Below are 21,411 nucleotides of genomic sequence, written 5' to 3' on the forward strand. Positions count from 1 at the left end.
TATGTTGCGTTCTATTTCGGCAGCACTGGTGTGTGCAGCCTCAATTTCAGTGCAGGCATTTGAAGTTCAGTTGCCTCAATACATTTCTCCGGGAGAGCAAGTGGTGTTGAGTGCAAGCCCAATTGCCCAATACGACGAGTTTGCATGGCAGTCTTCTAGCTTTCATGCGCAATTGCAAAGTTATGGCGAAAAACAACAGTTTGCTGTGTTAAAACTGCCGAAATATGCCAGCGATACTCAAATCAATATTTATACCTACGCCCTACAAGGATGGAGTTACGAAACAAAGCAGAACTTGATAGAAGTGCGGGCAAACAAGCCAAAACTTCCTAGTTCAATCGCCATTTCAGGTCCGAGTACTTTGCTGTTAGATCAACCCAATGTACTTTCTTTGCAAGGCGTGGCGCCAAATACCCGTATTAGTTGGCAAGCCGTCGATGACAATGGTAGTAATCAAGGCGCAGTACTTCAAAGTGTCTCTGATAATCAGGTGGAATTGAGTTTAGATTCTGCTGTATTTCAAAGTGAAAGCATCAATGTACTAGCGACTTTGAATGTATCTGGGTGGCAATACCAGGTGACTAAGTCATTTAATCTAGATGGGCAGGTCACACAGCCAAACTTAGTCATTAATACACAGAATACTTATCAAGAACATAAAAGTGGTCAGTTATCAGCGCTGGTTGAGCATACCTCGCCAGATGATGAAGTGACCTACCAATGGCGGGTGATTAATAAAGGGCTTGCCGAAGCGGTAACGCTTAGTACGAGTAATCAAGCGCAAACAGACGTGTTAGTTGAAGGCATTGAAAAGGTAAGCAAAGTCACGCTTGCAGTGACAGCTGAAATTAATTCGCTCGATAAAACGGCGTCTTTAACCAAAGAGTTCGATATTACAGTGACGGCGAATAAAGCGCCTAGTCTGAACTTTACGACTTCTAAGCCACAACTGTGGGATGGAGAGTCTATGACGGTGGTGGTTGAAGCGACCGATCCTGAGCAAGATACAACCACGCTGACAGTCGAGAACTTAACGCCTGATTTCATCTCTATTAGCAAGAAAAATACGAACTACTTAGTCAAGGCAAACGCAGTTACAGCTGATGCAATGGGCAGGATTAAACTAACGGTTGAAGATCTATGGGGTAATCGTAGTTCAGAAATATTAGACGTTAAAGTTCGTCGCTTACCTAACATTCACTTTTCTCATAAGCACCGTTTATATGCGAACAGCCCTGGTTTATTAAAGGCAGAGATAGATATTCCTGTAAACCAAGTACAGGCCGTCGAATGGCAGCAAGTGTTGGGTGAGCCTGTGCAATTAAACAAAGTCGCTGAATTTGAAGCGAACTATGTCGCCAATGAAGGGGGGACAGATTTGAGTTTCACTCTTAATTTAACCCTTTCACCAGATGTGGTGGTATCAGCACAAACCCAGATCAACGTTTTAAGCTCCCAGCGATTAAATGACACAGGGGATGTGTCTTACATAGATAAAAATGCACGCTGGACACTGGATAGCCTGCAAAGTTTGGCAGGACTTGATGCGTTAATAGGAAGGGATGCTTCAGAGGTTTTACTTAAGCAAGGAGCTGGACCACAAGGCTTTGACTTTGATTTTCTATCTGGCAGTGGCGCAGTTTTACCGGCCTTTTCAAGTCAAGCAGCTTGTCTTCGAGATAATCACACAGGGTCAGTTTGGTTATTAAAAAATCAGCAAAACGGTGACCTGCAAACGAAGAAAAACTTAGTCGAAATAGCCGCTGATATTACTGCGTTAAATCAAAAGCAGCGTTGTGGTAAGCAGACTTGGCTGTTACCCAGTGCACCACAGTTACTCTCTGTGCTGAGTACAAACCAAAGTGAACATACTTTTTATTGGCTAACAGGATCTGAGCCAGCACTTGGACGCGTGTTTTCACGTCTGCAGCTTTTAAGTTCAACTGAAGACACGGGACAAAACTATATCGTTAATTGGCACCCAAGCACTTTAGCTTCTTCATGGGCAAGCAATCAAAATGCCTACCAATTCTTACTGATGGCGGGAGAGTGAATATGAATAAAGTAATTCTTATGGCGACCCTGCTGGGTACTATGAGCTACTTACCTAACTCTATAGCACAGTGTAATGATGCTTCAGAAGTGGCCAGATATAGCCCTGTTTTGGAACAAACCATTACAGATTATAAATTTGGTTTGATGTGGAGTGCATGCGCAATTAGTCCGACGTCAGGGGAATGTATGTCTGACAGTGAAGTGCGCTCAAGAATGACGGGGCTCAAGGCGGTTCAGTTTGCTGGTGAATCCGTCATAGGGGGTCACACAGATTGGCGTTTACCGAACTTAAAAGAGGCGATGACTCTATTTGGTGGGTGCCAGGATTTTACCTATGCTGCGCCATTACAAATGGGTAAATATCAGCGCCGTATTTGGACTGCAACAACTGACTCAGGTCAGTCTGAGCCCGCATTAAAAACCATCGCGATGGTTAATGGGCAAATAGTGTCATGGCGAGTCTCAAGTAGTGCTGCATCGGTGTTTTTAGTTCGAGATATTAGCCAAGGAGCTCAGTGAACTATGTTTATTACGACTTTATTGAGTCTGGGGCTTTCGGCTGCTCCTGCGCAGCTCAACACTCGACACTTTAGTATGCCAACCAGTTTGCCGGCTTACTTGGCATATAAGGCGACGCTTAATGCAGTCACTGGCACCGACGGTGATGATACTTTACGCGGTACGAATGGCGATGATGACATATCAGGTTTAGCCGGAGACGATAGGTTATTTGGTGGTCAGGGTTTTGATTCCTTGTTTGGTGATGAAGGTAATGATTCTCTTTATGGTGGCAGTGGTGAAGACTACTTACTTGGAGGAAGTGGAGATGACTTACTGCAAGGCGGACAAGACAATGACAACCTTCGAGGCGGGCAAGGTGCTGATAACCTGCTAGGTGAAGAAGGTGATGATGAACTTTATGGCCAAAGTGGAAACGATACCCTATCTGGTGGCCAAGGACGAGATCAACTCTTTGGTGATGAAGGTGAGGACGAATTACGAGGCGGCTCTGAAGATGACACATTAAATGGTGGAGATGCCAATGACCGACTATTTGGTGAAAGCGGCAATGATACTTTAATAGGTGATGGCAGTAGTCATCTCGGGCATGATTACTTAGATGGTGGTGTCGGCAATGATACGCTCAGCGGTGGGGCTGGGAATGACGAGCTATTTGGTCAATCAGGCAATGACACCTTATTTGGTGATGAAGGTAACGACACCTTAAAAGGTGGAGAAGACAATGATGTGCTAAATGGCGGTCGTGGCACAGATTTGCTGTACGGCGAGTTAGGCGATGATGAGCTCTACGGTGAAGATGGCGATGACCAACTCTTTGGCGGAGATGGTGCAGATACACTAGACGGCGGCGATGGAAACGATTTGTTGCAAGCAGGCGATCAAGATGACTGGCTGTTTGGACAAACAGGCCATGACAGACTGTATGGTGGCAAAGGCAATGATATGCTTTTTGGCTATGATGGTGATGATCATTTATACGGCGAAGAAGGTGATGACATCATTGATGGGGGCTGGGGGAACGACACCTTTTACGGCTCTTTAGGCATAGATCAGCTCGAGGGAGCTGAAGGTGACGATTTATTTCTCATTACTAATTTAGGTTATGGTCGTCACACCATTATTGGTGGTTCGGGCCAAGATACCATTCGACTCGCTGATGGTGAGCAGCATTTCACCCAATTACATACCAATATTCAAAGTGTCGAAATCTTACAAGGCAATGCGTTAGATAACCAACTGGTCCCTGCGCAGGGTATTGAGAAAGTTGAAGGTTTAGCCGGTAATGACACGTTAAGTGACAGCGCTGGTAGTGAAGCTCTTTATGGCGGTTTAGGCAATGATGTGTTGCATAGCACAGCAGGGAGTGACGATTTATTTGGTGAACAAGGGAATGACACCTTTTTTATTTCTTCTAGTTTGACGAGTGCATATGGTGGTGAAGGCAATGATGTTTTTTATCTTTCGTCTTCGGTCAATGTAATTGATGGTGGGACAGGGCAGAACCGTATCGAATTACAGAATGTCGCATTTGCTGATCTTAAAGCGAGCGTCAATATACAGTCTATCGTTGGTAATGCACTACCAAATACCCTAAAACATGGTTTATCTTCTACTGAAAAGTTATCGAATGACACTGAAATCGTTATTTCATTAGGTGCAGGAATCGATAGGTTTTTACCTGGGGTGATTGCTGATGATAGGCAAGATCTTACTTACACCCTAAGTTCCCAAACTGATAAAACCATACTCTACACAGGGCAAGTTACTTATCAACTAGACAGTGATGTTGAGTTCATTTTGTTTGAGCAAATCAAACAGGGGTACATCGCCAAATTCTTATTGAATTTGAAAACTAAAAAAATGGCCGTTATCTCTGAGCAACCAATTTAACCCGCATCATTTCTAAAAACTTAGTCAAAACTAACTAAAAGGATATTTTTGTGAAGTACTTAACGACAGTCGTGCTAGGCATACTGGGGGTTAATGCCCCCAGTTTCGCGACACAATATTATGCTGTACCGGCTTTGACCGGCAATGCCAACATGGGTGTTAATTGTATTCATGCACCGCAAACGATAGACAGTTCAGGCGTTGCAACAAAGTGTAAGCAGTTGACCGTACCTAATAACCCTCGTATCGCAGCACAATTTCCGGTGCCGCCAAAACATTACACAGTTGAATTTAATAACCCTGATTCACCTGTATTTAGGGAGTTCAATGGTTATCCAATGGTCATTGAGCACAGCTCAGGAAAGTGCTTCTTGCGAAATGAGTTGGTTAATACGGTTGAGCCGCAGCGTAACGTATTACCTAGTGAGTTCACAAGCTTTGAATATGATTGTCCGACAGGACCTGAAGAAAGCTTTGATACCAGTCGTTTACTTTATCAGTATACGGTAAGTGGCGCATTCCAGCCGCAAAATGATGCGCATTTATTTGCTTCAGTGACGATGCAAATGGCAGCTCATTATTTTGCTGAGCTATATCCTCAGCAAGCTGAGCTATGCCCTGAGTGGGGTGGACAATACTGCTTAAAGCAACTCCAACAACGTGTCGGTTATAGCGTTGAAGGGCAAAAATACTCCAGCGATTGGGATGGCGAGTTTGTAAACCTTGCGGAAGGCGGCAGTGTTGTAGGTCAATTTTCTCATGCCAGCTCCCTCGATATTGTGGCTCATGAGATAGGACATGCACTGCTTTCTTGGAATAGTGAATTGCTTTACCAAGGTGAAGAGCCATCAGCTGTTCAAGAAGCGTTTTCGGATATGACGGCACTTGCTGCGAGAGATTACTATATTCGCCATATTGATGGGGGAGCTGCAAACTCATTCTTGCAAAGCCCTATGGCGCTCGCTTGGCAAAATAGTACGGAGAAAATGTGGTGGATGGGCACAGGCTTTAATTTTAGTGGTAATCCACTCAGATATATTGCTCAGCCTAGATTTGATTTAATCAGTATTGATGATACTCGTGACTTAGCCGAGGCGAATGGTCCGCACCAAAAAGCAGGGGCTTTAAATAAGTTCTTTTATTTACTCGCAACTTCAGAACAATGGAGTGTTGAGCGGGCTTATAAATTGGCACTAAAAGCTGCAAATAACTGCTTCAGAAGAGACAGTGGCATTAATGAATCCGGTCTGTGTTTTCAATCTCAAGCTGACTATGAAGATAAAGCACTCATTGGTGAACTGTTAAGACAAGTAGGTATTGTATCTTGGCAGTCTCAAAACGAACATCTTGCATTTGATATTGAGCGCCAACTAGATGAGCTTCGCTTTTCTGTAACAGATAACCGATTCAGCAATAACCAAGTTAAGCGCTTCAATGTGTCAATTGATGGCGTGCCTTATCTCGCTTGGCAAAAAAATAGTGGGCAAGGTAGCTTTAACAAAGTAAAAATTGGTCGACTATCTGTACCATTGGGGGCTGCGCTCGTTGAGTTAGAAATACAACTATCTAATGGCCAAACCTTATCTGCAGCTCGTCATGTTTATAGCGCTGATCAAGCTCGTTGCCAACCAATGATAATTGGTGATGCAATGACAAACTTACGCGTGAACGCAGAGCAGTTGAATGTAACAAAAGCGTTCGAGCAATTAGCAGTAAATACAGAGTTATATAGCCAAGATTTGCTAACACTTGGTTTTAATACGCACTTAAACAATAAAGTGGTCTCTGTCTTTGCTGATTTAGATAGAGACCGTGTATTTGAAGATGACAACAATAGTAATGAGCTGATTTTTATCCAAGCTGATAGTTCAGAAAGGGCTTCATTTAAGCTTTTAGGTGCAGAGCAAATTAATGAAGGGCCTATGCTACTCAGGGTGCGTATAGATGACAAGCAAAAAGGCGCATGCGAAGTTGCTAATGGCTCACAAGTTGTCGATTTAAAAATTACCCTAAAATCAGGTAGTAATCTTCAAAGCGTTGATTTTTCTTCGCAGCAAGTGAACGACCAAATAACTTTAACTGCACAAGCAACAGGACAAGGCAGCCATACATTTAATTGGTACTTTAACGGTAACCTAGAAGCCGAGAATACAGATACTTTGAACCGCGCTTTTACAGCTGAAACGCTAGTACAGGTAGACTCTCTCCGTGATGGGCAGGTAGTTGCAACGCAACAGAAAAAAGTACAGCCAGTTGCGTCTCTGGACTTAAAAATTCAGTGTGCTGTTGAAGGAACGCAATGTCTGTTTTCAACGCAACACTTACCATTGCCAAACTCAGTCTCAGCAAGGTATTTTTGGCAATTTGGCGATCAGGTCGATACCAAAGATACAAGAACGGATACAAGTAATTTCATCTTTGATTATCAATCCAGTGGTCAATACAACGTAAGTCTGACGGTATATCTAGATAGCCTGAATGCACAGTTTACGACTAGCACAGTCGTGAACATTGAGACTGTAAAACCAGAGGTTGTGTTCAACACCACTGCAGATCCTCAAGATCCGATGCGAATTCTGTTTAGTGTGGAAAACATCGACCTTTATAAAAAGGTATTCTGGTCTGTTGAACAAAAGCGGTACGAGCAAAGTGACCTAACGAGAGACTGGGAATATACCTTTAATGAAGCTGGCACTTACCCTGTGCTACTAACGGTTATATATCCTGATGACACTCCAAAAACGATTCGCAAAGAAATCATAGTTGAGCCAGCAGCGCCTGTTACTCAGCCTAATTTACAAATTCTATCGATACATACAGATGTGATGAGCTCATGGTCCTTCTGGAGTTGTGATACGAACTATGCGCGAGACGTTTTACCTGATTCAGAAATTAAGTCGGCTTGTAACAATGCTCAAATTAACTCTGTGCTCGTCAATACAAACCTTGAAGACATAACGTTACTGAGATCTGATTATTGGGTTGACCGAAATAAAGATGGAATCTTTAGTCAAGATGAAAAGAACACGAATCTCTCTTTTAAGTTTGATGGCAGTCGTGTTCCTGTATGTGTAACGGCATACACCCTCGAACAAGCTGGATCTTCTTCAGCCTGTATTGCCCCTGAAGGGGGTGCAACATTTAACTTTTATATAAATAAATAAGATAACTTTTAAAATTTTAAGGAAAAAAGATGAAATTCAATCTACTGGCTTTGGCCGTTAGCTCGACATTGGCGCTGGGTAGTATCACTACACATGCACAACCAATCGCTCAAGATGCAGTAAAGGTATCACTTGCTTCAAATATGCAACAAGATGGCGTTCAGTATCTTGATCCAGATAGTGCAGAAGCGCGCGCTGAGCTTGCAGAAATGTTTGCTGATGCAGGTTGGACGCCACAAAACAGCCCTCAATTATATAAAGAGTTGCACACCCCTCAAAAATTAGTGAGCAATGACTTGTTCGCAACAGCAAGAACCATGAATACAGCATTCTCTACTCAGAGTGATAAAGAGCTAGAGTCACTGTTTAGCCATTTAGGTTTTAATATCGTGCAAGAAGGGAGCACAAAACTCTTTAAGGTGCGTTTGCTTAACTCCGAGCCTAAGTCGACAAAAATGACTGTCATGACAATCCGTCTCGTGAATGAGAAAGGCGAGCAGATCACGACTAAGCAAACTTCTCGCTTCTTCGGCGATGCTTCAGCTTCGGCATCTAGAAAGCTGATTGGTGGTGAAGCAACATTGGAAAGTGCATATGATTATGTAAAGAGAGCTAAAGCTATTTACGGTGAAGGCACAGCTTACGTGTTGTTCAATGATGGTACTAAGGTCCTGAAAAAGGGCAAAGTGAAGTACGATAGAAATGCTATTTTAGGCATGTTGAGCAAAGAGCTTGGTCGCCCGATGACGAATAAGAATACGCTGGTCAGTGTTAAGCCTTTACCTCCGGTTAAGCCAATCATTATTGGTCCTGTTGAACCAGATCCTGTCTTCTTACGCGCAGAGCAAGCGCATGAGTTTAAATATGCAGAAAAGGAGTCATTTCAAGTCGCAAGTTTCGCAGCAAATAACTTTTTTGATCATGTTGTAAATCATCCAAAAGATTGGAAGAAGGCTGACGGAAGCAATAAGAATGTGTCAGGGCAAGATGGAAAGATCATGGTATGTTTGAACCGTGATTATGGAGATTGTGATTACCCCATGATCCAAGCGGGTGGTGACTATAACAATATTCCACATGTCACAATTCCATTCCAAGGGCAGATCACGTTACCAACTTATATTTCTAAAGTGCTATTTAAAGAAGACGGTGTTTTAGAAAATAACAATGTGCAGCCAACAGATGTCATGATCCAAGGTAAAGATAGCTTTGTTGATAAGCTGTCTAATCATACTAACCATGTCAGAAATAGCTTTAGTCAATACTTTAACATCAACTACACCTTCGATGCTGATACTTGGATGCCAATGTCAGTGCTGTCATGGAATATCCCAAGAGATAAAGGTGTATTTGCGAAACCAGGCATCTTTGAACGTCGTCAAGACGCTTATTGGATCTTAAATATCGCAATAGAAGAAAACTGGATGGGTAGCCCAAGTGATGCTGAATTATACTTTGGTATTTCGGGTGATGATTACAACGCAGAAACAGGCTACAGCTCTTATATTATCGCTTCTACCGAAGCGCCAGCATTACCGCAAAGTGGTGCTGTATATGAACAAGCCCCTCTTCAGTTTTCTTATAGCTGTTTAGCTGAAGGTTCATTAATTCTAATGGCGGATGGCACTTCTGTTGCGATAGAAACTTTAAATATTGGTGACTTGGTTACGGGCGCAAGTGAGTTCTCTCCAAAGAAAAAAGAAACCTTACGCATTGCTGATATTTCTGTGGGCGTTGAGCATTTACCTATGATCCAGCTTACGACTGACGAAGGACAAGTTTTAACTTTAACAGAGTCGCACCCAGTACTGCGTGAAGGCGGACAACCTGTTTGGGCGCTCAATGTAAAAGAAGGCGATAAAATTCAAGTTAATGGTGGCTTAGCGACAGTGACGGGTTATGAACAAGTAGACTATAAAGACAATGTATATAACTTGAAGCTTGAGCGAGTAAATGGCGATTCTGAGCAAGGTGAAAGCTTTGTAATGTTTGCTAACGGCATCTCTGTCGGTGACTTAGCGATGCAATCAGAAAATGAATTTAATACGCATAAAGAGTCTGTCGAAGATGTCTTAAAGCGTTTACCAGTAGAGTGGCACACCGATTACTTAAATAGTTTGAGTACTGATAAGTAAATAAGCCCAGGAGAGTAAAGCCGACTAACGTCGGCTTTTTTCATACTGCGCAACTGCCCAAGTTCTCTGAAAATTACATGCATTATTATGATTTTTCACATTAGATCGTTCATTTTAATCAAAATATGTTAGTTATTAAGGTACATAGTATGTAAACTGGGTGTTATCACTTATAAGGAGATTAATTAGTGAAACGTCATGCTTTGATGGCATTGCTTATGCCGTTGATTTCAACTGCTTCAACCTTTTCTTTTGCAGCAGAAAATACGCACTTCGCCGTACCCGCCATGATGGGTAATGCCAAAATGGGCTTGCTATGTGCTCAGGCGCCAGACCTTCCAAGTCAAGACTGTCAAACTGCTGTGATACCAGATACACCTTTAACACAGGCGCGGTTTCCGTATATCCCTGAGCAGTACAACTTATTTTATCGAGATGAGAATAGCCAGTTGTTTTCTCAATACAGTGGTTATCCATTTATTGTAAAACACGAAAGTGGCATGTGCTCTTTAGAAAACCCGGGAGTGGTTACACGTCAAAACGCTGTGAACTTTCCTGTTTACAGTTACAGTTGTGACGGTGCAGCACAAGAAAGTGCTAACCTCTCTCGTCTCAAATTTAACTACTTCGGACAAGGTGATTTTCAAACCGAAAACGATGTACATTTTTATGCTGGCATTACCATGGACATATTGCATCAGCAGTTTGCCCTTATGTACCCAAATTCAGCAGAAGCATGTTCAGCGGGCGCTGATTATTGTTTAGAGCAACTCAGCGTAATTGTCGATGGAGATACGACTTTTCGCACCAGTAGCTGGGATGGTGAGCATGTTTTGCTAGATAGGGGCATGGCGACAGGCGGCTATTTTTCTCATGGTTCTTCATTAGACATTATTGCTCATGAAACAGGCCATGCAGTACTGACTTGGAACTCTGATATTTCATTTGAGTTCAAGGGAACCGCTGCTATTCAAGAAGCGTTTGCAGATTTAACCGCAGTCCTCGTGCGGAGCGAGTTTTATAAAAGACTTCAGACCGGCGGTGAACAAAATTTTATAGAGTCTGATGCACATCAACAGTTATCGATTGATGGTACTTTTTACTATGCCATGGCTTGGGATAGTTTTATTGGCAACAAAGCGCTGCGTTATCTTTTCTCGCCGATGACAGATGGCGCAAGTATTGATGATTGGCGTGATATAGAAACTGAAACGCCTGGCCCGCATTATCAAGCGGGTATTTTAAATCGCTTCTTCTACCGCCTGTCAATTTCGGATGGCTGGGATATCGCAAAGACATTCCGTTTAACCATGAAGGCTGCGCAGTCATGTTTCACTGAAGATACCAGTTTTGAGCATGCCGCATTCTGCTTGATTGATGTTGCTGATGAGCAAGACAAAGCCAGAGTGTCGGCTAAGTTGCAAGAGGTTGGCTTAATCCCCACAAATAGCTTAGCTAACAACCTCGATTTTTCTATTGAGCGCTTATATACCTCAATTAACTATGTCTTAGCAGAGTCAGAGCAAGCCGAGTTAAGCGCTGTGAATATTAGCCTTAATGAGCAGCCTGTGTATCAGTGGCAAGCGAACTTAAATACACCGTCACAATTCAGCGCAATAAAACAAGCGCAACTTAATTTAGAGTCAGGCGAACATTTACTCTCGATTGAAACGACAAACACACAAGGTCAGACTAAAACAGGTCATCGACTTTTGAGTATTTTTTCAGACCCTCTGTGTAAGCCAGACACCGAGAATGTGCTATCAAATCAGTTAAGCATAAATGGTGAAGACTTTGTTTTGGATCAAGGCTATACGTTCTTGGTGCCACAGAACGCATGGTATCAGCAGGCATTAGGCGAATTTCAATTCCACAACATGCCCACGGATAAAGTAGTATCAGTATTTTATGATTTGAATAGAGATCGTCAGTTTTCAGACGATGAAAATGTACTCAGTGCCACGGAGTTTGATACTGCCATTTCTTTACCTAATGTTGATACTGTGCCCGGCGATATGTTAGTGAGATTACGCATTGATGATTTAGCAGTAAGTGCATGTACAGCGAATGAATTAAGTCAGTCTGTTGGCTTGAAAGTACACATTGAGGCGGGCACACCCAGTACGCCGATAGATTTTAGCTACAAGCAAGTTGAACAAACATTACATCTAACTGTCTTGCCAAGCTATGGTGAGCAAGCTATGTTTCGTTGGATTTTACCTGAGCAAGTTATTGAGCAAACTGACATTAAGTTAGAGCGAGAAGTGAATACACAAGGTGCATATGTTGTATCGCTTGAGCATGTTGAGAATGACCGCGTGCTTAGTAGAGCTGAAAAGCAGATTGAACTGATTGCTGATCCTAATTTGGCTATAACATGCGAAGCGCAAGGTACACAATGTGAGTTTACCGTGAGTCATAATTCATTGTCTGAGGCTGTTGAGTATCAATGGACATTGGCAGGAGAGCAAGTTACTAGGCAAGATGCTCAACCATTCAGTTATGACTTTGAAGCATATGGTGTGTTTAATGTGGCACTCTCTATGATGACGATAGATGGCAGAGCCGAGTTTTCAACCGAATCGCAAATAACTTTGGAAGAGGTATTGCCAGAGTTAGATCTCATTATTGGAAAGCAAGAAAATAATACTATTACTCTGCTAGCAGACAGTGAATTAGGAAAAGGCTTTACTTTAAATTGGCTTATAGATGGTCAGTTGCAATCTAGTCATGAAAAAGAAATAACTCATGACTTTACAACGGCGCAAACAGTTACCTTACAGCTACTAAAATCAGGTGAAGTTGTGAAAGAGGTATCTAAGTTAGTTACGCCAATGACAATGCCGAACCTAACGATCCAGTGTGCGCTAACAGGCACCCAATGTGAATTGTCAGCGTCTCATGATTTGCCAGATAATAACCTTACTTATCAGTGGCAATTAAAGAATGAAACGATTACCAAAACGTCAAAGGACGCATTTCAATATGACTTTGCCGGTTATGGTGAGTTTGCGGTTTCTCTTACTCTTCAGGTGTCCGACTCGAATGCGGAGTTTACCTCAAGTGAGGTCATTAAAATTTTGCCTGAGCTAGGTTTAGTTGTAGGGAAACAAATTAATAGCACTATTACTTTGCTAGCAGACAGTGAATTAGGAGAAGGCTTTACTTTAAATTGGCTTATCGATGGGCAGTTGCAATCTAGTCATGAAAAAGAAATAACTCATGACTTTACAACGGCGCAAACAGTTACCTTACAGCTACTAAAATCAGGTGAAGTTGTGAAAGAGGTATCTAAGTTAGTTACGCCAATGACAATGCCGAACCTAACGATCCAGTGTGCGCTAACAGGCACCCAATGTGAATTGTCAGCGTCTCATGATTTGCCAGATAATAACCTTACTTATCAGTGGCAATTAAAGAATGAAACGATTACCAAAACGTCAAAGGACGCATTTCAATATGACTTTGCCGGTTATGGTGAGTTTGCAGTTTCTCTTACACTTCAGGTACCTGACTTGAATGCGGAGTTTACCTCAAGTGAGGTAGTTCACATTCATGAACCAGAGCCAATTCCTGAAGTGAGTTTTAATGTCTCTCAAATTAATGACACTTTTTTCTTCTCGTTGAATTCGCCATTGCCTACTTTATATGAAGTGACACTTGTGATTGCAGAGCAGGAGTATGTACTAAACGAGGGTAAATTAGACCTCGTATTACCGAATGAGATATCTAGCTATACTTTTATCCTTAGGAAACATGGGCAAGCTATTGATCAGCAAACAGTGAGCTTTATAAGAGAAACAAACCCTAATTTGGACTTTGTATGTGCTGCCGAAGGTCTAACTTGTCAACTAACAGCGACACACAATAGCAACATATCAGTCAAAGCATATGTGTGGTCTTTAGTTGCGCAGAAAGAGTCAATCAGCACTTCTGAGCCTTATTATGAAATACAATTTACTGAGGCTGGAACATACGATGTAATGTTAACTTTGGTAACTGTATCTGGTGCAAAGTTTACACATCATCGCGCAGTCACTGTTGAAGAGCTACCTCATGAAAAGATCAATATTTTGTTTTCTCAGCATAATGCGATATTAAAGCTAGAAGTGAGCAATGAAGATAACTTGGGTGATCAGTATCAACTTGTTTGGTTGTTAAATGGAGAGCAAGTTACTTCACAGCAACTTGAAAAAGAGTTAACAACTCTGGCGACTGATTACATGGTGAAGTTACAGGTATTTATGGCAGGAAAGCTTGTAAAAGAGGTCTCGCAATCTATATATGTTTATGCTGATATAGGTCTTGATTTTACTTGGCAAAGCAACACAGAGAAGCCGCTAAAGTTCTCTTTCTCAAGTCTTTAAAAAATAAAAGGGTCACAATTGAGTGACCCTTTTTAATGAGCGAATGTAGAGAATACTTAAGTTCTAAGTAGCCCTAATTGACTGTTCTTGTGTTCGACCAGTTTCATCAAGTCTTGTGCAGCATCTTCAATCGTGTCAGCCAATTGCGCGAGCTCTGCTGCCGCATCTGAAATCCCTGTCATATTTGCACTTAAGTCTTCGGTTACCGCGCTTTGCTGCTCGGCAGCGGTCGCTATTTGCGTAACTTCATTTGAGATATCATCAAGCGCTTGCACCATTTCACTCATTTGTGCAGCGGCGCTGCCACAATGGGTCATGGCATCACTGGCTTGTACAACTGAGCGCTCAATGATGTCTTCAGACGTTTTGACTTCATTTTGAAGATTATCAATGAGCTGGCTGATTTCATTGGTTGAGTCTTGGGTTTTTGAAGCCAATGATCTGACTTCATCGGCAACAACAGCAAAGCCGCGGCCTTGTTCTCCCGCGCGTGCCGCTTCAATGGCAGCATTTAAAGCCAGCAGGTTGGTTTGCTCTGCGATTGAGCGAATTACATCAAGAATTTGTGTAATGTCGCTACTGCGAATGGCAACCGCATTGATAGACTCTTTGGCACTGGCAATTTGATCAGACATCACCTGTACAGAGTCAGATGCGGCAGAGATGCCGCGCTCACTTTGCTTTACCTTTTCGTTGGTCGCATTGGTTGAAGCAGCTGCATTTTCTGATGAACGGGCGACTTCGCTAGCGGTAGCACTGAGCTCATTGATGGCGGTTACCACACTGTCGATTTCCATATGCTGCATGTTTACTTTGGCTTTAATGTCCTCTGCTGCCTGCGAGGTTTTGGTTGATTGTTGGTAAGAGTTGTTGGCGAGCCCTTTTAAGTCATTCACCATATTTCGCAGTTTCTGTGTGAACAGATTAAAGCCTGTTGCAATGGCGATGAGCTCTTCATGTTGTGTGACATCGAGCTGCACGGTTAAATCGCCATCGTTACTTGCAAGATTCTCTACTCTGTCTTTGATGTTAGTTAGTGGGTCGATAATGGTCTTTAAAATAGCCACAGAAAGGGCCAATGCGATAATCGATGCGATCACCCCAATTAATATCATGCTGGAGCCGACGGTCGCGGTATCTTCAGCTTGCTGCTCTGCTAACTCTTGGGCACTGGCAAGTGCCAGATCTTTCGGTAATTCAATGACCAAGCTCCAAGTTGTATTGGCGACCTTAATTTCAATGGGCATAGTGAAAACGAGGTTACTGCCAATTTCGAGTTGAGTTTGTTGTTTACGGTTGTCCATAATGGTTTTGCCCGCGTTACCCTGCAGAGACTCTGTTAAGGGGCGCGCAAGCTTGTCGTAGTGGCTTGAGCCGACGACTAACCCTATATCGCTGAGAATACTGACTTTGGCTTGACCGTTATAAAGCGATTTAGACACTTCTTCGGTGAGAGTCTGAAAACGTGGCAGGTTTATATCAACCCCGACCAAACCGATAAAGCGACCATTGGCAACCACTGGTACGGTGAGAGAGGTCATTAACTCAGAATTACCGGGTGTGATTTCATACAAGTACGGCTCCATAATACAGGGCTTAAGGTTGTCTTTGGCGCACAAATACCACTCACTTTCTCTAAAGCCAAACTCATTGCGGGCATTAAGGTATTTTTCGCCTGGATCTTCAATTTGGTGTTGCGTGAATTTACCCGGCGCATCACGGGTAATATACACCTCTAAGGAGCCAGCACCTGGGACTGAGTGGGTTTGGCCTGAATTGCTAAATTGACTGTCTTTACCGTCGTAACCGTTGGCTTCGAATTGTGCATAGATTGACGACACCCCTTGGTTTTTTTCTAGTGCACCCAACACCATTAAATATAGGCTTTGTCTTGAAATCGGGTTTTGTTCTGCTGTTTTAGCAATACCGCCAGATAGGCTATAAGGAATTTGATACTCTTTATTGATATAACTGCTGACTTGCTCGGCATACAGCCTTGCTTTCGCGGTCAATCGAGCATTAATTTCACCTAATACAACACCTTGTACACGCTCACTTTGTACCTGATTATTATTGTTGAGCTGAACCCAACTTATCGTGACCAATGAGGCGACAAGCAACACAAGTGTGATGGAAATAAAAGCGATTAGCTTAATCTTAATAGAGCGCTGATTCATATTCCTACCGTTTTAATTATGAGATATTCGTTGCAATTACGAGGTATTACTAAATATAGACAATTTATGACTTTTTGCTGGCAGAGTTGGAGCCAAAAGAAGGAGGAAGATTAGCTAAGTGCCTAATCTTCCTTGTTGAGAGTTATAGCGTCTTCTGGATTAGGTTTTTATTCTCAACCCCAAATACTTGGCTATGTACGTCGCTGATGAAGTGCCATTGACTGTCAACATTATCAGATGTAAATGTCAGTGTCATAAAGCCACGCTGGTGGATGTTGGCAAACTCTAGGTCGTCAACTAAGAGTTCAAGTACCTTGGCAAACTCGCTGACCTGTGACTCTGGCAATTGTAGGTAATACTCTAGACCAGGGGAGCTCACTGATGGTGTCGCAAATTCATAACCACATACATCACCTTGTGCTGTGCATAATTTGCCAGACCAAGCGTTATGGGTATCGCCTGCAAGGGTAACGAGGTTTTTGTTTGCGGCTTTAGCTGTTTGTAATAAGACTTCACGCTCTACAGGGTACCCATCCCATGCATCTAAGTTATATGGTGCGGTAAAACCGATACGCATTTTATCTTGCTCAGTTAAGGTAGGGTCAGATGCTTGAGTGCGTGCTTTTAATTGCGCCAGTTCTGTCATTTGTGAAGCGATCGCAGGGCTTGGGTTAGCCATGGCAACCAGTAACTCTGCTGGAAGCATCATCTTTGTCATCAGTACTTGTTGGCCAAGTACTTGCCATTTGGCATCTGAGGTTTTGATATTGTCAGTCAGCCAAGTTAGCTGCTGAGTTCCAATCAGTTGTTGATCGGGAGAAACCAGGTCTGCTTGGAAACTTGCAGTATCTAACTGCCCCGATGTTGGGTCAAAATAGTTCTGATAATCAAGCGGTTTTACGCGGGCTTCATGACGTGTGTCGAGCATGTAAAGGGATACCAAAGAGCCGAAGTCAAATTTGCGATAAAGACTTTCTGTTTGACCTGTAACGTATGGTCGGATAGGCATCCATTCGTAATAGGCTTTAAGCGCGGCCATCTTTCGCTCTGTAAACATGCCTTCATTATCGTTATGATTTTCAGCCCCATCTAGATAGGCGTCGTTGCAGACTTCGTGGTCGTCCCATACAGCTATGAAGGGTGCTTTTGCATGTAAGGCTTGCAGGCCAGTATCTGTTCTGTAAAGCGCATAACGTTTGCGGTAATCGGCTAGAGAGATGAGCTCGCTTTGGTTATCTTCTGGTAGCATTCGACCAAGCTCAGTCGCTTTGTCAGTGGCGTATCCACCCATGCCATATTCATAAATATAATCGCCCAAATGTAGCACAGCATCTAGGTCTTGCATTTTTGCTGCTTCAGCATAGGCGTGAAAATAACCCGCTGGGTAATTTGCGCATGACATAACCGCCAACTTCACCTGCGATACATCTGTTTCAGGTAAGGTTTTAGTTTCTCCCATTTGTGATGGGCTCTCGTTGGCTTTGAAACGGTAATAGTATCGGGTATTGGCTTTCAGCCCTGTTAAGTCTACTTTCACCGTGTAATCGTTTTTCGCTAATGCAGAAAGTGACTCTTTAAATTCAATATTTTCAAATGTCTTGTCTAGAGATACTTCTAAGCTAACATTGACATTATTAGGTGCACCTTCAGGGGTAACTCGGGTCCACAAAATGACTCTATCACTTAATGGGTCACCACTTGCTACACCGTGATCAAACGCAACGGCAAAGTCATTATAAGATGGACTTGAGTCATTGTGGCCACATCCAGTTAAAGATAAAGATACCGTGGCAGCGCCGACACCAGCTAATGCACTTTTGATAAAATTGCGACGTGAAAGCCCTTTCATGAGTTGTACCTCTTTATTGTTATATTTCAGAAAAGAGGCGATGTTAGAGAAGAGTTATGACATTTTTACGACTGGTCTTACCTTGTAATAAGTTATTCATGCTAGTGTCATATTGTGTCGGTCTAAACTTATTAATATATTGATTTATATAATTTTAAGTTATGTATTTAAGTGTTTGTTTTAACTGAAAGCCGTCGATTAAAATGAGTTTACATATTTAGGCTGAGCGAAAAACCACTTGTTGGGCTAATATTGTTTAGCTAAGTATCTACCTTTTGATATTTAAGTTGTTTTAATTCTGGTCGATAAAAGTAGTAATTGATTGTGCGCTTAGTTGTTGGTGTCATAATTTGTTCAGCTCAGTTAAGTTAAAAGCTGCAAGGTGTACTCCTAGAATTATTAAATGGAAAAGTTAAGTTATGTTTAAAGATGTCAGTGACCTTGCCAGTTGTGAAGTGTTAATTGTTGATGATTCTGAGCTAATGCGCAGGCTACTAGTGGGGTGTCTGCAAGAGATATGTAACGTAAAAACAGTCGAGTCAGCCGAAGAAGCAATTGCCTATTGCCAAGAAGAGCAGCCAGACTTAGTTTTGATGGACTGGGTACTAGAAGGCATGTCAGGGCTTGAAGCCTGTAAAAAAATGCAATCAACACCTAAGTTATCTGAAATCCCGATAGTATTTGTTACCTCTAACGCTAATGAAGAGAGTCAGTTGCAATGTTGGGAAGCGGGCGCTGTAGACTTTGTGCCTAAGCCCATTGTACCGAAAACTCTACAAAACCGTGTAAAGACGCATCTTAAATATAAACTTCAAGCTGATATTTTACGTAACTATTCTTTTATTGATGGCTTAACAGGTATTTATAACCGACGTTTCTTTGATACCGAAGTAGAAAGACTAATAAAGCAGCGTCATCGTGTAGCTCATTCACTTTCTATGATCATGATTGACATCGATTTCTTCAAAAAATATAACGATCATTACGGGCACTTAGCGGGTGACGATGTTCTTAAGCAAGTAGCAGATAAGTTAAAAGAAATCGTCAGAAGACCGCTTGATTCTGTGTGTCGCTATGGCGGTGAGGAGTTCGTGATACTGTTACCTGATACGCCTTTGCAAGGTGCGAAGATTATTGCCAAAACTTTGGTACGAGCTATTGAAGGTATGGCGCTAGAACACAGTCAATCTGAGCATAGTGTAATAACCATTAGTGCGGGCGTTGCATCTGCCACCAAAGCATGTGCCTCCGTTGAATCGCTGATGAAAAGTGCAGATGATGCGCTTTATGACGCAAAAGGTTCCGGTCGTAATACCTATAAGTGCGCAGACTAAATACTGACAGGCGGTGTAGAAGGTTTAGACAAAATATAAATCATCACCGCCACTTCGATACTTGCAACCAGTATTAGCACCCATAGCGCGGGTTGGCTGTATAGCAAAATCATATACCCAAGTAGCATACCTAAACCTGCTCCCCATTTTCCTTTGATAGGAATAACTTGATGATCATGCCAAAGTCTTAATGGCTCACCAAACTTAGGGTGTGTAAGTAGCCAATTGGCGAATTTAGGTGAAGAGCGTGTGAAGCAGGCGAGCGCGAGAATAAAAAAGATGGTGGTTGGCATAACAGGTAAGGCCATACCCACAAAACCAAGACCAACAAAAATGATACCAGCAGCATGCAGCCAAAAGCATTTATTAAAGAGTTTAAGACTACTTTTGCTCATTAATTAATCTCGCCAACATGTAATATTTTAAGCTTATCACAGAGTTATTAGTTTGCGAGTTTTTCAGCAACATTGAAGCATGACGTTTGCGTGAAGATGCTTCATTTGGACGTTTATGTGTTTACTCTGAGTGGGGTTTTTCGGTAATGTAGCTGAGATATCAAAATTTTGAAGTTAGGTGAATTATGGAACTTTCAGCATCAGTTTCTATCCAGCGCACGGAGTCTGGACTCGAGTATTTAAATGTCGACGGTCCGCGTTGTAGTGCTAAAATCTTTTTACAAGGTGCACAACTGACAGAGTTCACGCCTGTTGGCAAAGGCAATTTGATCTGGGTGTCAGAAGATGAAGACTATCTAGAGGGCAAAGCCGTTCGTGGTGGCATTCCTATTTGCTGGCCATGGTTTGGCGTGCACAGCGACCCTGATTGGCCAATTCATGGTGTAGCGCGCAAATTAATGTGGCGTGCAGAAGAAGTACATGAAAGCGATGAAGCCATTGTGATTAAGCTTTCATTACCTATGACTTTGGTTGATGAAACCTACTGGCCGCATAAATCTAAGCTTGAAGTTGAATTTCATTTAACAGAACAGTTAAAAGTGAGCCTCACTAATATTAACCTGGGTGATACTGCATTTACTTTAACTCAAGCACTACATACTTATTTCCCGACACCAAATATTGAAGCGACGACTGTGGATGGCTTACAGGGCTCGAAGTTTATTGAATTTGGCGAAGGCCCATTTGATCAAAATGAAGTTGTTGGTTTCGCTCGTGAAACAGACATGGTGTATACCCAAGCAGCACCGGTTCAAGTTATTAGAACGCCAGACGGAAACATTGAAGTGGGTCGTGAAAGCTCTACTTCTTGCGTGCTTTGGAACCCGTGGATTGAAAAGTCTAAGCGTTTAAGCAACTTTAGAGATGACGAATATAAAACCATGCTGTGTCTAGAAGCGGCAAATGTAATGGATGACGCTGCTACCGTTGAGCCGGGGCAAAGTCATACTTTGACAACGACATTGCGCTGGGTATAAACCCTTTTCATAATAAGTTCTAAATGTGTAAACACATTTCAGAACGAGACAATTAATTTAAAAAAGCTGCATTGCGTGATGTGGCTTTTTTTACAAATCAAAATTGATAATGATTCTTATTTGCATATAATCCACTTTAAGGATGGTGTCTGACACAGTACAAATAAGGAAGGGTGATGATCTTTGTTTTAAGTTTAGCTGTCGTTGCATTAATGATAATGGCGTTAGTCAATATCAGAGCGTACACACCGCTATTTAAATATCTGCATCATATTGCGACTTGGTTAGCCGCGGCAATCATAGCCAGTGCTATGTTTTATATGGGATTAAGTATGTTATTAGCGGTCACAATGTTTGTTGTGGCTGGTGGTATTTTGGCGTTATTTATCACTTTGGCAAAGCCAGAGCAGGGCGAGAATAGCTTTTTCTGAATCCCCTTGGTTTTGGTTACATAACACCATGTTACAATTTCATACGGCTTGCCTA

Annotated in this window: 12 protein-coding genes; 9 read left to right on the top strand and 3 right to left on the bottom strand. The window is 42.3% G+C overall.

Translation table 11 applies throughout. From position 1 onward, the window contains the following. The first annotated feature begins 1 nt into the window (after nucleotide 1). The 6 genes from C1E24_RS00100 (at nucleotide 2) to C1E24_RS00125 (ending at nucleotide 14,133) form a co-directional block, all read left to right on the top strand. Nucleotides 2-2,053, top strand: a complete 2,052-nt coding sequence (locus tag C1E24_RS00100) for a hypothetical protein (RefSeq protein ID WP_138477618.1) — start codon at nucleotides 2-4, stop codon at nucleotides 2,051-2,053. A 2-nt stretch (nucleotides 2,054-2,055) separates the two neighbouring features. Next, nucleotides 2,056-2,574 carry a DUF1566 domain-containing protein gene (locus C1E24_RS00105; RefSeq protein ID WP_171040707.1) on the top strand — a complete coding sequence of 173 codons (519 nt, stop codon included), beginning with the start codon at nucleotides 2,056-2,058 and terminating at the stop codon, nucleotides 2,572-2,574. Between the two features lie 3 nt (nucleotides 2,575-2,577). Next, the gene (locus C1E24_RS00110; protein ID WP_138477622.1) at nucleotides 2,578-4,467 is read left to right on the top strand and encodes a calcium-binding protein; all 1,890 of its coding nucleotides are present in this window, start codon (nucleotides 2,578-2,580) and stop codon (nucleotides 4,465-4,467) included. A gap of 50 nt (nucleotides 4,468-4,517) precedes the next feature. Beyond that, nucleotides 4,518-7,631: a PKD domain-containing protein gene (locus C1E24_RS21150; protein WP_138477624.1), complete on the top strand. Its 3,114-nt coding sequence runs from the start codon at nucleotides 4,518-4,520 to the stop codon at nucleotides 7,629-7,631. Between the two features lie 29 nt (nucleotides 7,632-7,660). After that, nucleotides 7,661-9,766, top strand: a complete 2,106-nt coding sequence (locus C1E24_RS00120) for a Hint domain-containing protein (RefSeq protein ID WP_138477626.1) — start codon at nucleotides 7,661-7,663, stop codon at nucleotides 9,764-9,766. Between the two features lie 188 nt (nucleotides 9,767-9,954). Further along, nucleotides 9,955-14,133 carry a M4 family metallopeptidase gene (locus C1E24_RS00125; RefSeq protein WP_138477628.1) on the top strand — a complete coding sequence of 1,393 codons (4,179 nt, stop codon included), beginning with the start codon at nucleotides 9,955-9,957 and terminating at the stop codon, nucleotides 14,131-14,133. Between the two features lie 56 nt (nucleotides 14,134-14,189). On the opposite strand, the gene C1E24_RS00130 is transcribed toward C1E24_RS00125, so the two are convergent. Together C1E24_RS00130 and C1E24_RS00135 are read right to left on the bottom strand one after the other, a co-directional pair. Continuing rightward, nucleotides 14,190-16,310: a methyl-accepting chemotaxis protein gene (locus C1E24_RS00130; protein WP_138477630.1), complete on the bottom strand. Its 2,121-nt coding sequence runs from the start codon at nucleotides 16,308-16,310 to the stop codon at nucleotides 14,190-14,192. 142 nt (nucleotides 16,311-16,452) lie between these two features. Then, nucleotides 16,453-18,159 (bottom strand): alkaline phosphatase D family protein, encoded by a 1,707-nt coding sequence (locus C1E24_RS00135; protein WP_138477632.1) that lies wholly within the window; start codon nucleotides 18,157-18,159, stop codon nucleotides 16,453-16,455. 419 nt (nucleotides 18,160-18,578) lie between these two features. Here C1E24_RS00135 and C1E24_RS00140 point away from each other — a divergent pair, with 419 nt between their 5' ends. Continuing rightward, nucleotides 18,579-19,493 (top strand): diguanylate cyclase, encoded by a 915-nt coding sequence (locus tag C1E24_RS00140; protein ID WP_138477634.1) that lies wholly within the window; start codon nucleotides 18,579-18,581, stop codon nucleotides 19,491-19,493. Here C1E24_RS00140 and C1E24_RS00145 read toward each other — a convergent pair. Next, on the bottom strand, nucleotides 19,490-19,888 hold the full coding sequence (locus tag C1E24_RS00145; RefSeq protein ID WP_138477636.1) for a YbaN family protein: 399 nt from the start codon (nucleotides 19,886-19,888) through the stop codon (nucleotides 19,490-19,492). The genes C1E24_RS00140 and C1E24_RS00145 overlap by 4 nt on opposite strands. A gap of 185 nt (nucleotides 19,889-20,073) precedes the next feature. Between C1E24_RS00145 and C1E24_RS00150 the strand changes: the two genes are divergently transcribed. Both C1E24_RS00150 and C1E24_RS00155 read left to right on the top strand, forming a co-directional pair. Continuing rightward, complete coding sequence (locus tag C1E24_RS00150) at nucleotides 20,074-20,925, top strand: D-hexose-6-phosphate mutarotase (protein WP_138477638.1); 852 nt, start codon at nucleotides 20,074-20,076, stop codon at nucleotides 20,923-20,925. A gap of 176 nt (nucleotides 20,926-21,101) precedes the next feature. After that, nucleotides 21,102-21,356, top strand: coding sequence for a hypothetical protein (locus tag C1E24_RS00155; RefSeq protein WP_138477640.1), 255 nt, complete (start codon nucleotides 21,102-21,104; stop codon nucleotides 21,354-21,356). Nucleotides 21,357-21,411 lie beyond the last annotated feature (55 nt).

The organism is Pseudoalteromonas phenolica (genome assembly GCF_005876835.1).
Classification (GTDB): Bacteria; Pseudomonadota; Gammaproteobacteria; order Enterobacterales; family Alteromonadaceae; genus Pseudoalteromonas; species Pseudoalteromonas phenolica_B.